14 protein-coding genes are annotated in these 13,401 nt (G+C 69.6%); 5 read left to right on the plus strand and 9 right to left on the minus strand.

All coding sequences use genetic code 11. The annotated features are described in order from the left end of the window. Positions 1-4: 4 nt before the first annotated feature. The gene (locus tag ACFYY8_RS03060) at positions 5-934 is read right to left on the minus strand and encodes an AraC family transcriptional regulator (protein WP_390036566.1); all 930 of its coding nucleotides are present in this window, start codon (positions 932-934) and stop codon (positions 5-7) included. Positions 935-975: 41 nt separating this feature from the next. Next, a complete protein-coding gene (locus ACFYY8_RS03065) occupies positions 976-2,964 on the minus strand; it encodes a dipeptide ABC transporter ATP-binding protein (protein ID WP_390036568.1) in 1,989 nt (662 codons plus the stop codon). Between the two features lie 235 nt (positions 2,965-3,199). On the opposite strand from ACFYY8_RS03065, the gene ACFYY8_RS03070 reads away from it, so the two are divergent. The 4 genes from ACFYY8_RS03070 (at position 3,200) to ACFYY8_RS03085 (ending at position 7,990) form a co-directional block, all read left to right on the plus strand. Beyond that, entirely contained in the window at positions 3,200-4,813 is a 1,614-nt protein-coding gene (locus tag ACFYY8_RS03070) for an ABC transporter substrate-binding protein (RefSeq protein ID WP_390036570.1), read from the plus strand. A gap of 6 nt (positions 4,814-4,819) precedes the next feature. Further along, positions 4,820-5,764, plus strand: a complete 945-nt coding sequence (locus tag ACFYY8_RS03075; protein WP_352010076.1) for an ABC transporter permease — start codon at positions 4,820-4,822, stop codon at positions 5,762-5,764. Next, the gene (locus ACFYY8_RS03080; RefSeq protein ID WP_390036573.1) at positions 5,761-6,663 is read left to right on the plus strand and encodes an ABC transporter permease; all 903 of its coding nucleotides are present in this window, start codon (positions 5,761-5,763) and stop codon (positions 6,661-6,663) included. The genes ACFYY8_RS03075 and ACFYY8_RS03080 overlap by 4 nt, the downstream gene beginning before the upstream one ends. A 70-nt stretch (positions 6,664-6,733) precedes the next feature. Then, positions 6,734-7,990 carry a multidrug effflux MFS transporter gene (locus ACFYY8_RS03085; RefSeq protein ID WP_390036575.1) on the plus strand — a complete coding sequence of 419 codons (1,257 nt, stop codon included), beginning with the start codon at positions 6,734-6,736 and terminating at the stop codon, positions 7,988-7,990. Positions 7,991-7,994: 4 nt separating this feature from the next. Here ACFYY8_RS03085 and ACFYY8_RS03090 read toward each other — a convergent pair whose 3' ends face one another. The 5 genes from ACFYY8_RS03090 to purN form a co-directional block, all read right to left on the minus strand. Next, a complete protein-coding gene (locus tag ACFYY8_RS03090) occupies positions 7,995-8,129 on the minus strand; it encodes a hypothetical protein (protein WP_390036577.1) in 135 nt (44 codons plus the stop codon). A 4-nt stretch (positions 8,130-8,133) separates the two neighbouring features. Next, entirely contained in the window at positions 8,134-9,003 is an 870-nt protein-coding gene (locus tag ACFYY8_RS03095; RefSeq protein WP_390036579.1) for a bifunctional methylenetetrahydrofolate dehydrogenase/methenyltetrahydrofolate cyclohydrolase, read from the minus strand. Positions 9,004-9,025: 22 nt separating this feature from the next. Beyond that, positions 9,026-9,199 carry a hypothetical protein gene (locus ACFYY8_RS03100; RefSeq protein ID WP_352010081.1) on the minus strand — a complete coding sequence of 58 codons (174 nt, stop codon included), beginning with the start codon at positions 9,197-9,199 and terminating at the stop codon, positions 9,026-9,028. Positions 9,200-9,357: 158 nt separating this feature from the next. Continuing rightward, positions 9,358-10,902 (minus strand): bifunctional phosphoribosylaminoimidazolecarboxamide formyltransferase/IMP cyclohydrolase, encoded by a 1,545-nt coding sequence (gene purH / locus ACFYY8_RS03105; RefSeq protein WP_390036580.1) that lies wholly within the window; start codon positions 10,900-10,902, stop codon positions 9,358-9,360. Between the two features lie 43 nt (positions 10,903-10,945). Next, positions 10,946-11,566 (minus strand): phosphoribosylglycinamide formyltransferase, encoded by a 621-nt coding sequence (gene purN, locus ACFYY8_RS03110; protein ID WP_352010083.1) that lies wholly within the window; start codon positions 11,564-11,566, stop codon positions 10,946-10,948. Positions 11,567-11,644: 78 nt separating this feature from the next. Here purN and ACFYY8_RS03115 point away from each other — a divergent pair, with 78 nt between their 5' ends. Continuing rightward, positions 11,645-12,055 carry a hypothetical protein gene (locus ACFYY8_RS03115; RefSeq protein ID WP_390036581.1) on the plus strand — a complete coding sequence of 137 codons (411 nt, stop codon included), beginning with the start codon at positions 11,645-11,647 and terminating at the stop codon, positions 12,053-12,055. 6 nt (positions 12,056-12,061) lie between these two features. Here the strand turns inward: ACFYY8_RS03115 and ACFYY8_RS03120 are convergent, their stop codons facing one another. Both ACFYY8_RS03120 and ACFYY8_RS03125 read right to left on the minus strand, forming a co-directional pair. Next, positions 12,062-12,535, minus strand: coding sequence for a TIGR00725 family protein (locus ACFYY8_RS03120; protein WP_390036582.1), 474 nt, complete (start codon positions 12,533-12,535; stop codon positions 12,062-12,064). A 117-nt stretch (positions 12,536-12,652) separates the two neighbouring features. Next, complete coding sequence (locus tag ACFYY8_RS03125; protein WP_390036583.1) at positions 12,653-13,381, minus strand: SDR family NAD(P)-dependent oxidoreductase; 729 nt, start codon at positions 13,379-13,381, stop codon at positions 12,653-12,655. Positions 13,382-13,401: the final 20 nt, after the last annotated feature.

The raw sequence follows: 13,401 nt of genomic DNA on the forward strand, positions 1-13,401 counted from the left end.
CTCGTCAGGTCGGCGGCCGTGTCACTGAACGGAGGTAATCCGCGGCGCCTGCGCGCCTGCGGAACTCCCCCGGGCTCGTTCCGGTCTCGCGCTTGAAGAAGCGGCCGAAGTACGACGGGTTGTCGAACAGCAACCGCTGGGAGACCTGGGCGACGGTCAGGTCGGTGTGCCTGAGCAGCCGCTTGGCCTCGACGGTCAGCGCGGCCCGGATGATCTCCGCGGGCCGCTTGCCCGTGGTGCGTTTGACCACGTCCGCCAGGTGCTTGGGGGTCACCCCGATCCGGCTGGCGTAGCCGCTGACACTCTGCTCGTACGGCAGTTCCTCGCTCACCAGCCGCAGGTAGCGGCGGGCCAGCGCGGTGCCGCTGTCCTCCTCGACGGTACGGACGTCCGCGCCCCGGCTGAACCTGCGCATCTCGACCAGCAGGATGTGCAGGTACGCCTGGAGCACCGAGACGTCGGTGCCGCCGGGACGCTGGTACTCCCTGACCAGCGCGGCCAACAGCGTGGTGACCGGCTCGACCTCCTCGGGGGCCAGGTGCAGGGCGTGCCCGGTGCCCAGCGGGTCGAGCGCCAGGGACTGACGCGGGGAGACCCGGTCCCCGTACTGGGGAACCAGGAACTCCTCGACGAAGGTGACGATGTATCCCTCAAGGGGGGTGTGACCCTCCCAGAACTGCACCTGACCTGGGGCGACGAAGTACATCGTCGTCGGGGTGACCTTGTACGGCACGAAGTCGATCACATGGGTGCCCGTGCCGCCGGTCACGCACACCAGTTCGTAGAACTCGTGCCGGTGCGGGTAGGGCGCGGACGACCATGGCGCCAGGTCGGCGAACGACCCGATGGCGAAACCGGGGGCCCCGTCGCCGATGAGGGGATCGTCGAAGCTGTGGGTCGGGAACGAGACGGGAGAGACCGAGGTGGATGACACAGACGAGATGGACGACACGGACGGCATGGCGGCTCCCAGTGTCACTGACGCGAACTTGCGGTGCCCTCGGCTTCCGGTGAAGCCGGGGAGGCTTCCGGTGAAGCCGAGGAAGAGGGGGTGATGCCCGGGTTGGCCGCCAGCAGGGTGCGGGTGTAGTCGTGCTGCGGCTCCGTGGCGAGCTTCTCGGGGGTGGCGACCTCGATCAGCCTGCCGTTCTTCATCACCCCGACCCGGTCGGCGACCGAGAGGATCAGGCTCAGGTTGTGGGTGATGAACAGGTAGCTCAGGTTGTGCTCGCGGCGCAGGTCGAGCAGGAGGTTCATCACCTGTCCCTGCACCGAGACGTCGAGCGCGGAGGTGGGCTCGTCGGCCACGATCAGCCGGGGCTCGGGGGCGAGGGCTCGCGCGATGGCCACCCGCTGCCGCTGTCCGCCGGAGATCTGCCCGGGGATCTTGTCGATGATCGCCTTGGGCAGGCCGACCTCGTCGATCAGGCGCTCCACCCGGCGGCGCAGGTCGTCGCCGCGCAGGTCGGTCAGCTCGCGCAGCGGCTCGGCGATGATCCGGCCCACGGTGTGGCGCGGGTCCAGTGAGCTCTGCGGGTCCTGGAAGACCAGCTGCACGGTACGGCGGAACGCCCTGACGTCGCCCTCCAGGCCACGTGAGGTGTGCCGCTGGCCGTCCACGGTGATCGTGCCCTCGGTGGGGTGGTCGAGCGCCGAGACGATCTGCCCGAGGGTCGTCTTGCCGCTGCCCGACTCGCCGACCAGGCCGAAGAACTCGCCCGGCCGGATGTCCAGGCTGACCCCGTCGACGGCGGACATGCGCTCGCGGCGGCGGAGCCTCAGCAGGCCGCCGGCGCGGCCACTGCGGGTGACGAACTCCCGGCGGACGTTGTCGATCACCAGGAGCGGTTCGGTCCGCGCGTCGGCCTCGGCCTCAGCCTCGGCGGCCGTGACGACGGGCGGGGGCAGGGCGACCGGGCCGGCGCCGGGGTTCCAGCAGGCGACCTCGGCCTGCCGCTCCACCACGGCCGTTTCGGAACGCTCCACACGCTTGATCTCCTCCACCGGAACGGTGACGAGGGCCAGCGGCGGTTCCTCGGAGCGGCAACGGTCCCCGGCGTGTGAGCAGCGCGGGGCGAACCGGCAGCCGGGGAGCTTGGCGCCCGCCTCGGGGACGGAGCCGACGATGGACGGCATGCCCCGGGTGTGGCGCACACCCACCTGCGGCACGCACTCGACCAGGGCCCGCGTGTAGCGGTGCCTGGGCGAGCTGAGCACCTCGGCCGCGGGCCCGACCTCGACCAGGCGGCCCGCGTACATCACCGCGATCCGGTCGGCGATCTCCGCCGCCACGCCCATGTCGTGGGTGATGAACACGCACGCCATCTGGTGTTCCTGCTGCACCGTGCGGAACAGGCGCAGGATCTCGGCCTGGGTGGTCACGTCCAACGCCGTCGTTGGCTCGTCGGCCAGCAGAAGATCAGGGCTGGACATCAGCGCCATGGCGATCATCACTCGCTGCTGCATCCCGCCGGAGAGCTGGTGCGGGTACAGGTTCGCCACCCGCTCGGGGTCGGAGAAGCCCACCTCCCCCAGCAGCTCAAGCGCCCTGGCCTGCCCCTGCGCACGAAGGTCACCACGACGGGAGGCGGCGTCGGCCGACCAGTAGGCCTCGCCGAGCTGCGCGCCGATCCGCTGCGCCGGGTTCAGCGAGTCGAGCGCCTCCTGGAACACCATTCCGATCCGCCGGCCGCGGAACGACCGCATCTGCGCCGCGTTCAGGGAGGTCAGATCGACGTCGTCGAGCCGGACCGCACCGGTGGTCCGCACCGGGGCGACGAACTCCAGCAGGCGGATGATGGACAGCACGGTGACGGTCTTGCCGCTGCCGGACTCGCCGACGACGCAGAGGGTCTGTCCTGAATCAAGGCTGAGGGTGAGTTCGTGGACCAGGTCGGTGGTCACCTCGTCGGAAAGTACTCCAACGGAGAGGCGATCTATCTCGAGTAGTGACATGGGTGTCATCCTTTCCGTCGGCCAACCTGACCTCGGGTCGGGGATTCTGCACCTCAAAGCTGCCGCTTAACAAGGCTGTCGGCACAGTGTGCCTATCGGGAACGGCGTCTGTCCACACTCATGGGCACAGGTGGGCTGATTTCGCATGAGTGACATAAAAGCCGACATCGACGCCTATCTTGGGCGGGCGGGCCGGGTTACGTTCTCCGCCACCGACCCGCGGAAACAGGCGCGAGGAGCCGCAATGGATCGCACCGGACAACGTCGCAAACCCAAGATCATCGCCCTCGTCACGGCAGGGCTCTTGCTCTCGGCTTGCGGCACTGCCACAAAGTCCCCATCCACCCCGGCCACCCCGGCTGCACAGAGCGACGCGGGACAGCCCGCGCGAGGCGGCAACCTGACCGTCCGCCTCGCCCAGGACCCTGGATCGCTGGACACGGTGCAGAACAGCAACGCAGGAACCAGCTATCTCGGGCACGAGATCTTCGAGTCTCTGGTCGCCATCGACGCCAACTACCAGCCCCAGCCCGTGCTGGCCGAATCTTACAAGAAGAGTGATGACGGCCTGACTTACACCTTCACCCTGCGCAAGGGCGTCCAGTTCTCCGACGGCTCGCCGCTGACCTCGGCGGACGTGGTGGCCTCCATGCGCTACTGGGTGGAGAAGGGCAGCTACGCGGGCTCGCTCAAGCCGGTGCTCAAGGAGATCACCGGCCCCGACGAGGGCACCGTGGTGTTCTCCATGAAGGCGCCGTTCAACCTCGTCGCCCTCATGGCCTCCAGCCACGGCAGCGGCATCCGCAGGGCCGCCGACGTGGCCGCCGCCGGAGCCACCGGAATCCCCCAGGACCACTCGATCGGCACCGGGCCGTACAAGCTGAAGACCTGGACGGCGGGCCAGGAGATCGTGCTGGAGCGCAACGACAAGTACAAGCCGCCGGCCGGTGAGTCCAGCGGGTACGCCGGAGCCAAGGGCGCCTACCTGGACACCATCACCTACAAGGTGATCGCCGACCGCGACGCCGCGTTCAACAGCCTGCAGACCGGGCTGCTCGACGTCTCCGAGCCGTCCTACGACCAGTACGACCAGGTCAAGCAGAACCCCAACCTCAAGATCGGCGTCGAGGGCGCCGCGAACGTCCAGTACATCGCGCTCAACCACAACTCCGGCTCGATCTTCTCCAAGCCCGAGGCCAGGGACGCGATGAACATGCTCGTCGACAAGAAGGCGATCATGGACTCGCAGGGCGTGCCCGACCTGGTGCTGCCCAGCAACGGCGCGTTCGCCACCCAGACCAACAAGGCCATGTACTCCGAGGCCGGCAAGGCCAAGTGGGACCAGCACGACCCGGAGAAGGCCAAGCAGATGTTCGCCGCCGCGGGCCTGCGTCCCGGTCAGACCATCCGCATGATCACCACGGACGAGTTCCCGCAGTTCAAGGACGCCCTGGTCATCATCCAGGACTCGCTGAAGAAGATCGGGATCAACGCGACCGTCGAGAGCTACGACTTCGCCACCCTGATCGGACGCAAGAACAACCAGCCGAACAGCTGGGACGTGCTCGCGCTGATGGACGACGCCAACCCGCCCGTCCCGTCCTACAGCGACAACGTCCAGGGCATGGACAACATGGGTTACCCGAGGGACAAGCTCGCGCCCCTGCTGACCACCTACAACGAGGCCAAGACGCCGGAGGAGCAGAAGCAGGCGATCGACAAGATCCAGGAGTTCACCTCGGAGAACCTGCCCACGCTGACGCTCTACCACGCCAGGTCCTACGTGGCCTACAACCCGAAGGTGCAGGGCTATGACGGCTGGGGCCTGGAGTTCGCCAACACCTGGCTGGCGAGGTAGCACCTGATGCTGGGGGTCATTCTGCGCCGGTTGCGCGATCTGGTGATCGTGCTGTTCGTGGTCGGCACCGCACTGTTCTTCCTGCTGCGCTCGATCCCGGGTGACCCGGCCGCGGTGCTCCTGGGCACCAAGGCCAGCCCGGAGCAACTCGAACGGCTTCGCCAGGACCTCGGCCTGACCGGACCGCTGTACGAGCAGTATCTGCACTGGCTGGGCAACGTGCTGAGCGGTGACTTCGGTACGTCGATCAAGTACAACCTCCCGGTCCTGCAGATGATCTTCGACAACATCGCACCCACGCTGACCCTGGCCATCCTGAGTACGGTGATCAGCTTCATCCTCACCGTGCTGATCGTCACCTGGGTCACCGTGGCGCCGCACAACCGGGTGGCCCGGCTCGTCAACCGGGCCACCCAGTTCGGGCTGGCCCTGCCGGAGTTCTGGCTCGCCCTGCTGGCGGTCTACCTGTTCGCGCTCACCTTCGGCTGGTTCCCGACCGGCGGCTACACCCCGCTGTTCGAGGACCCGGCGACCGCGATCACCCAGCTGGCACTGCCGGTCGCGGTGCTCGTCGTCGGGCAGACCGCCTTCCTCACCATCACCATGGAGGAGAGCGTGCTCGGTGAGCTGACCCAGCTCTACCTGCGTACCGCGCGGGCCAAGGGCGTCGGCGAACGGCGGATCATGCTGAAGCACGTGCTGCCCAACTCCATGCTGCCGGTCCTCACCACGGTGGGACTGAACTTCGCCTCGCTGATCGGCGGCGTGGTGGTGATCGAGAGCATCTTCATCATCCCGGGCCTCGGCACCACACTGCTCGGCGCCGTCTACGCCCGGGACTTCCCGCTCATCCAGGGGGGTGTCATGTTCATCGCGTTCCTGTTCGTGCTGATGAACCTGCTGGTCGATCTCGCCTACGCGCTGATCGACCCGAAGGTGCGGGTGTCGTGACCACCGACCTCGCCACCGCGCCGACCGTGGCGGCCCCCACCCGGGTCCGCTCGTTCGTCCGGCGAAACCCCACGCTGATCGTGACGGGCGGACTGCTGATCCTGATCACCCTGGTGGTCATGGTGCTCCCGCCGTTCCTGCCCGACCCGAACGCCGCCGACCCGGTGAACCGGTTGCTGCCGCCGTCGGGTGAGCACCTGATGGGCACCGACAAGTACGGCCGCGACCTGTTCGCCAGGTGGGCCTCCGCCGGTCGGGTCTCCATCGGGATGACCATGCTGATCACGCTGTGCTCGGTCGGGCTCGGCACGTTCATCGGCCTGGTCGCGGGCTACTTCGCGCGGGCCGGCACGGTGATCATGCGAGTCGTGGACGCCTGGATGGCGTTCCCGTCGATCATCCTGGCGATCGTGTTCGCGGTCGTGGTCGGTCCCGGCATGATGAGCGAACTGCTCGCCGTGACGATCATCTTCACCCCGTACACGGCCCGGATCATCCGCAGCCGTGTGCTCGGCCTGACCACCCGCACCTACGTGAAGGCGGCCAGGGTGTCCGGCATGGGGCCGTGGAAGACCCTGGGCGTGCACATCCTGCCGAACACCCTGCCGCTGGCCGTCGTGCAGTGCGTGCTGCTGTCGGCGGGCGCCATGCTCATCGACGGTTCGCTCAGCTTCCTCGGTCTCGGTATCTCACCACCCACCGCCACCTGGGGAAACATGGTCGCCGACGGGCGTACCTACCTGCAGACCCACCCGACCATGGTGATCTTCCCCGGCCTGACCATCGCCCTGTTCGTGTTCCTGCTGAACCTCACCGGTTCGGCGCTGCGCGCCTTCGTCGATCCTCGGGCGAGGATGCTGCTCGACCAGCAGCGACGACAGCGGCGGTCGCGCCGGTGAGCGCAGGCACACATTCGGGGGAAAGCCACCCGGTGACCGCGTCCAGACGAGGTCGCCCGGTGGGTCACCCGTGAGCGCGGACGGCCTACCGGCCGTCCCGCCTCCGATCGCCCGGACCCGCAGGCTGCTCTTCACCCTCGGAGCCCTGTCGACGTTCGGCCCGTTGTCGATCGACCTCTACCTGCCCGCGTTGCCCGCGCTGGCCCGCCAGCTCGGGGCCTCGGACGGCGCCGCCCAGTGGAGCATCTCGGCCTGCATGATCGGCCTGGCCGTCGGCCAGCTGTTCATCGGGCCGCTCAGCGACCGGATCGGCCGCAGGCGACCGCTGTTCATCGGGGTGATGACGTACACGGCGGCGTCGTTGCTGTGCGCGGCGGCGCCGTCGATCGAGACGCTCATCGTGCTGCGCCTGGTGCAGGGACTGGCCGGATCGGCCGGGATGGTCGTGGTCGAGGCCATGGTCCGCGACCTGTACGAGGGCCGGCAGATGGCCCGCATCCTGTCGTTGCTCATGCTGATCGGCGGAATCGCGCCGATCGTCGCCCCCGTCATCGGCGGCCAGTTGCTCTACGTCGTGGACTGGCGAGGGCTGTTCGTCTTCCTCGCCGCGATCTCGGCGGTGCTGCTGGTCGTGGCCCTCACCCTGCCCGAGACGCTGCGCCCCGACCTCCGGCACGCCGGGGGCATCGCCAGGGTGCGGGCGGGCTTCTCCGCCGTGGGGCGCGACCGGCTGTTCGTCGGCTGCACCCTGGGGTCGAGCATCGGCAGCATCGCGCTGTTCATCTACATCTCGGTCAGCTCGTTCGTGATCCAGGACGGCTACGGCGTGAGCCCGCAGGCGTTCTCCCTGATCTTCGGGATCAACTCGGTCGGCCTGATCCTGGGCGGCTGGTTCAACGCCCTGCTCCTGCGCCGCTTCACCCCGGAGCGGCTGCTCGTGCCCGAGGCGCTGATCGCCGTCGTGACCGGTGTCGGTACGGCCGTCGCCGCGGCGCTGCACGCGCCGCTCTGGGTGTTCCTGACCTCGCTGTTCTTCACGATCATGTCGGGCGGGCTGGCCTCACCGAACGCGACGGCGCTCGCGCTGGTCCGTCATCCGGCCAACGCGGGCACGGCCGCCGCGCTGCTCGGCAGTACGGGCTTCCTGTTCGGCGCCATGATCGCCCCGCTGGCCTCGCTCGGCGGCGCGAGCGCCGTCGCGATGACCGTCGGGATCGCCCTGGCCCGCATCGGCTCCTGGCTGGCGTACGCGCTGGTGGCCAGGCCGCGTGCGAACCACACCCCCGAGGTCGCACCGCAGCCGTGCGGTTCGGAACCGAACCCGTGACCGGCTACCCGCCGGAGCCCGGCATCGCGGGCCGCGCGTAGTAGGCGCTCACGAGGCTGCTGTCGTTCTCCGCCGGGTACGCCTCGGCGGAGCTGCCGTAGTCGTTCACCCGGGCGGGAGCCACCGGCACGTCGTTCACTTCGTCACAGCGGACCCTGGGCGCCCTGGACCTGGCGTTCCGCGGCCTCGACGACGTTGCTGAGCAGCAACGCCCTGGTCATCGGACCGACGCCGCCGGGGTTGGGGGTCAGGAAGCCCGCGACCTCGCCGACCTCGGGGGCGACGTCACCGGCGATCTTCCCGTCGACCCGGGAGACCCCGACGTCGAGTACGGCGGCGCCGGGCTTGACCATGTCGGCGGTGATCAGGTGGGGCACGCCCGCGGCGGCGACGACGATGTCGGCGCGCCTGACGTGGGCGGCGAGATCCTGGGTGCCGGTGTGGCACAGGGTGACGGTCGCGTTCTCCGACCTGCGGGTCAGCAGCAGGCCCAGCGAACGGCCCACGGTGATGCCGCGCCCGACCACGGCGACCTCGGCGCCCTTGAGCGGCACGCCGTACTCCCGCAGCAGCAGGACGATGCCGTGCGGGGTGCAGGGCAGCGGCGCGTCGACCATGTGCACGAGACGGCCCAGGTTGATCGGGTGCAGGCCGTCGGCGTCCTTCGCCGGGTCCATCCGCTCGATCAGGGCCAGGGCGTCAAGGTGCCGGGGAAGCGGGAGCTGGACGATGTAGCCGGTGCACTCGGGCGAGGCGTTGAGCTCGTCGATGACGGCCTCGACCTCGGCCTGCGTCGCGGTGGCGGGCAGGTCCCTGCGGATGGAGGAGATGCCCACCTCGGCGCAGTCACGGTGCTTTCCCGCAACATAGATCTGGCTGCCGGGGTCGTCGCCGACCAGGACGGTGCCCAGGCCCGGGGTGACGCCACGCTCCCTCAGCGCGGCCACCCTGGCCGCGAGGTCTGCCTTGATCTTGGCCGCGGTGGCCTTGCCGTCCAGAATCTGCGCGCTCATGGCGCCAATCCTTCCATGAAGTTCAGCCGCGGCTCGCTTGCCTGCGCTCGATGATGCGGCGGGTGAAGGGGATGTACTCCACGGCCTTGGCTCCCAGGTAGGCGGCCCCGAGGGCCACGATGACGAGGAGCACGGGGCTCTGCCAGAACCCATTCATGATCACGAAGGCGTTCAGGAAGGAGCCGAGCAGGGGCATGGGAGTCTCCACGGGCGCGATGGACGGGATGCTTCACCTTAACCGGGCTTTAAACCCTTTTTAGCCGAAAAATCCTGTCCGTCTCGCCACGTTCCTGTCTCTGGTGTACGGCTGCCCCACGGATGGCGGCAGCCGTACGACCTGGGAAGATCTTGAGACTAGTGGAAGAAGTGCCGGGTGCCGGTGAAGTAGAGCGTGATCCCGGCGGCCTCGGCCGCGGCGATCACCTCGGGGTCGCGGATGGAGCCGCCCGGCTCGACGACCGCGGTGATCCCGGCGGCGACGAGCAGTTCGAGGCCGTCCGCGAACGGGAAGTACGCGTCGGAGGCCGCGACCGACCCCTTGGCGCGCTCACCGGCGCGGGCGACGGCCAGCCGTGCCGAGTCGACCCGGTTGACCTGCCCCATGCCGACGCCGACGCTCGCTCCGCCGGAGGCCAGCAGGATCGCGTTCGACTTCACCGAACGGCTGGCCCGCCAGGCGAAGGCCAGGTCGGCCAGGACCTCCGGCGAGGCCGCGGCCCCCGCCTTGAGCTCCCAGGTGGCGGGGTCGTCGCCGGGGGCGTCCACCCTGTCGGTCGTCTGCATCAGCAGGCCGCCGTCGATCCGGCGGAACTCGGCCTTGTTGTCCGGTCCCTTCGGGCAGGCCAGCAGACGGATGCTCTTCTTCGCGGTGAGCAGCGTCAGCGCCTCGGGAGTGAACGACGGAGCCACCACGACCTCGGTGAACACCTCGGCGATCTGCCCGGCGAGCTCCTCGGTGACCTCACCGTTGACCGCGATCACCCCGCCGTAGGCCGAAACCGGGTCACAGGCGTGCGCCTTGCGGTGCGCCTCGGCGACGTCGGCGCCGACCGCGATGCCGCAGGGGTTCTGGTGCTTGATGATCGCGACGGCGGGCTCGGCGAAGTCCCACGCGGCCCGCCACGCGGCGTCGGCGTCGAGGTAGTTGTTGTACGACATCTCCTTGCCGTGCAACTGCTCGGCGTTGGCCAGGCCGTCCCGCTGACCGGAGTAGAGGGCCGCGCCCTGGTGCGGGTTCTCGCCGTAGCGCAGCGGCGTCCTGAGCGTCCAGGCCGCGCCCATGTAGGTGGGCCAGGCGCCCTCCTCGGCGGCGTAGACGTTGGCGAACCAGGAGGCGACCGCCGTGTCGTAGGCGGCGGTGTGGGCGTAGGCGGAGGCGGCGAGACGACGGCGCTCAGTGACGGTGAAACCGCCGGCCGCGACCGCGGCGAGCACGTCGCCGTAGACGGCCGGGTCCACCACGACCGCGGCGGTGCCGTGGTTCTTGGCCGCGGCGCGGATCATCGCGGGGCCGCCGATGTCGATCTGCTCGACGCACTCGGCGTCGGAGGCGCCGGAGGCGACGGTCTCCTGGAACGGGTACAGGTTGACCACGACGAGCTCGAACGGCTCGATCTCCAGCTCTTCGAGCTGCTTGACGTGGGCCGGGTTGCCGCTGTCGGCCAGCAGGCCCGCGTGCACCCTCGGGTGCAGGGTCTTGACGCGGCCGTCCAGGCACTCGGGGAACCCGGTGAGCGACTCGACCGGGGTGACGGGAACACCGAACGAGGCGATCGTCGCGGCGGTGCCGCCGGTGGAGACGATCTCCACGCCTGCGGCGTCGAGTCCGCGAGCCAGCTCCTCCAGCCCGCTCTTGTCATACACCGCGATCAACGCGCGCCTGATGGCGATGCGGGTCACTTCGTGGTCCTCCTGTTTTGTTCAGATTTTCCGGCCGTCCGGCTCATCCGCCGGATCGTCCGAGACGTACGGTCCGTCCGGTCACCGTCCAGCCCTCCCGGGCCAGCCTGCCGACGGTCTCGACGAGCAGCCTCCGCTCGACGACCTTGATGCGCTCGTGCAGCGTCTCCTCGTCGTCGCCGTCGAGCACGGCCACCGCCTCCTGGGCGACGATCGGCCCGCTGTCCACCCCGGCGTCGGCCAGGATCACCGTGCAGCCGGTGACGCGGACGCCGTAGGCGAGGGCGTCGCGGACGCCGTGGGCGCCCGGGAAGGACGGCAGCAGCGCGGGGTGGGTGTTGACCATGGTGAAGGAGGTCGTGGACGGCTCACCGAGGATCTTCATGAACCCGGCGAGGATCACCAGGTCGGGCCGGTGCTCGGCGATCCTCTCGGCGATCGCCCTGTCCCACGCGGCCCGGTCCTCGTGGTCGGGCAGCCGCTCCACGAAGGTCGGCACTCCCGCGCGCTCGGCGCGGGCCAGTCCTTCGATGCCGTGCCGGTCGGCTCCGACCGCGACGATCCGGGCCCCGTACGCCTCATCGGCCGAAGCGTCCAGCAGGGCCTGTAGGTTGGTTCCAGAACCGGATACGAGGACCACAAGCCGAGCGGCCTGGGATGACACCGACGCACTCCTTTCGGACGGGACTCACGCCGCTGCAAGGGTATCGGCCTGTGCGCTCGTACGACGCAAGGAGGTCCGTTGACGTCACCCGTCCAGGCACGGCCTGCGGAAAGCGCGGGGCGCAGGGCGCTGTGGCTCGCGTTCGCCTCCGTGGTGATGACGTTCCTGCTCCCTCTCGCCGGCCTTGTCATGTCGATATTCGCGCTGGTCGTCTCGATCCGCGCGATCCCCGCCCTGCGTTCGGTCTCCAAGCCGACCGGTACGGCCGTCACCGGGATCGTCCTGTCGGCCCTGGCGCTGCCGATCTCCCTGTCGATGGCGGCGATGCAGCTCTATCTCAGTGACGAGCTCTCGGCCTACACCGACTGCCGCGCGGGGGCGGGCACCGTCGCCGCGCAGCGGGAGTGCGTCCAGCAGCTCGAACAGGCGCTGCAGAAGAAGATGCCCTTCCTGCAGCCCGGCGACATCCGGTTCCCCTTCACTCCGTAGGAACCCTCACGGCCACAACCCGGTCAGCTCAAGAGCCTGCCCGGGTGAGGTGGCGTGCCGTACGCCGGGCAGCGGGGCGCCGTCGCGGTCGAGGACGCGCCAGCCGCCGAGCTGGACCACCGGGGCGCGTCCCCCGCGCATGGTCAGGGCCAGCTCGGACAGCGTGCCCCATGAGCCGCCGACGACGATCACGGCGTCTCCCGAGTTGACGACGACGGCGTTGCGCGCCTCGCCGAGGCCGGTGGGGATCACGACGCTCAGGTCGGGGTTGGCCTGCCACCGGTCGGCCCTGGACAGGACGCCGACGACCGTCCCACCGGCCGATCGCGCCCCCGCCGCGACGGCGGCCATCACGCCTCCGTAACCGCCGCAGACCACCACCGCGCCCCGCTCGGCCAGCAGCCTGCCGACCTCGCGCGCGTCGGCCTCCTCCTGGGGCGTGCAGTCGCCGGGACCGCAGACCGCCACCTGAACCGCCATCGCGCTCCCTCGTCGTCGGCGCACCCGCCCGGTCGCCCCGGTCTTGTCACCACGGTCCGGGCACCACGGTCCGGTCGCCGTGGCTCAGGCAAAGTGTCCCCCGCCGGGCGCTTCCCGTCAGCCGAAGACGCTGAAGGTCGCCTCGGCGCGGCCCCGGGTCGCGTACATCTCCCAGGCGGCGTCGGCGAGGGCGTCGGGGTCGAGGGTCATGTCCGCCACGGGGCCGTATCGCTCCGGCTGGGAGGAGACCATCCCATGGATGTCGCCGCGTTCGATGACACCGCCGATGACCAGGCAGCCCGCGTAGACCCCCGTCTCGGCCAGGGCCGTGTTGAGGGTCACCGCGTAGGTGCGCAGGGCCGCCGACAGGATCGCCAGGTTGCCGAGGGCGGGCATCGGCATGACGGCGCTGAGCCCGGTGGCGAACAGCAGGCCGCCCTCACCGCGTTCGATCATGCCGGGCAGGACTCGCTGCGCCACCTCGACCGCGGGGTAGGCCCACTCCATCGCCCGCCGGACGTCGTCCTGCCCGGCCTGGAGGATCGGGACGGGATGGGACTCGGGGTCGGCCGAACCCGGCCCGTAGTAGACCATCCCGACGGGACCGTGCCGTTCGACGACCGTGTCCAGGACGGACAGCAGGCGGTCGTGGTCGCGCACGTCGGCGGCGAACGCCTCGGCCTTGACACCGGCGTCGGCGAGCGAGGAGACATATCCGGCGTGTCTGGCGTCGCTTCTGGACACCAGGACGACGGTGTGGCCCTCACGGCCGAGCCGGTGCGCGATGGACATGCCGAGGCCGGGCCCCACTCCGATGACGACCGCGACCCCACGTGAAGCGGACATGGCTGCGCCTTCCTTCCCAG

The sequence above is a fragment of the Streptosporangium sp. NPDC001559 genome (genome assembly GCF_042893955.1).
GTDB lineage: Bacteria > Actinomycetota > Actinomycetes > Streptosporangiales > Streptosporangiaceae > Streptosporangium.

Bases quoted from the DNA above. Each gene is read 5' to 3' on its own strand.
- ACFYY8_RS03065 (WP_390036568.1), bottom strand. From the start codon at position 2,964: ATGACACCCATGTCACTACTCGAGATAGATCGCCTCTCCGTTGGAGTA.
- ACFYY8_RS03070 (WP_390036570.1), top strand. From the start codon at position 3,200: ATGGATCGCACCGGACAACGTCGCAAACCCAAGATCATCGCCCTCGTC.
- ACFYY8_RS03075 (WP_352010076.1), top strand. From the start codon at position 4,820: ATGCTGGGGGTCATTCTGCGCCGGTTGCGCGATCTGGTGATCGTGCTG.
- ACFYY8_RS03095 (WP_390036579.1), bottom strand. From the start codon at position 9,003: ATGAGCGCGCAGATTCTGGACGGCAAGGCCACCGCGGCCAAGATCAAG.
- ACFYY8_RS03100 (WP_352010081.1), bottom strand. From the start codon at position 9,199: ATGCCCCTGCTCGGCTCCTTCCTGAACGCCTTCGTGATCATGAATGGG.
- ACFYY8_RS03120 (WP_390036582.1), bottom strand. From the start codon at position 12,535: ATGGCGGTTCAGGTGGCGGTCTGCGGTCCCGGCGACTGCACGCCCCAG.
- ACFYY8_RS03125 (WP_390036583.1), bottom strand. From the start codon at position 13,381: ATGTCCGCTTCACGTGGGGTCGCGGTCGTCATCGGAGTGGGGCCCGGC.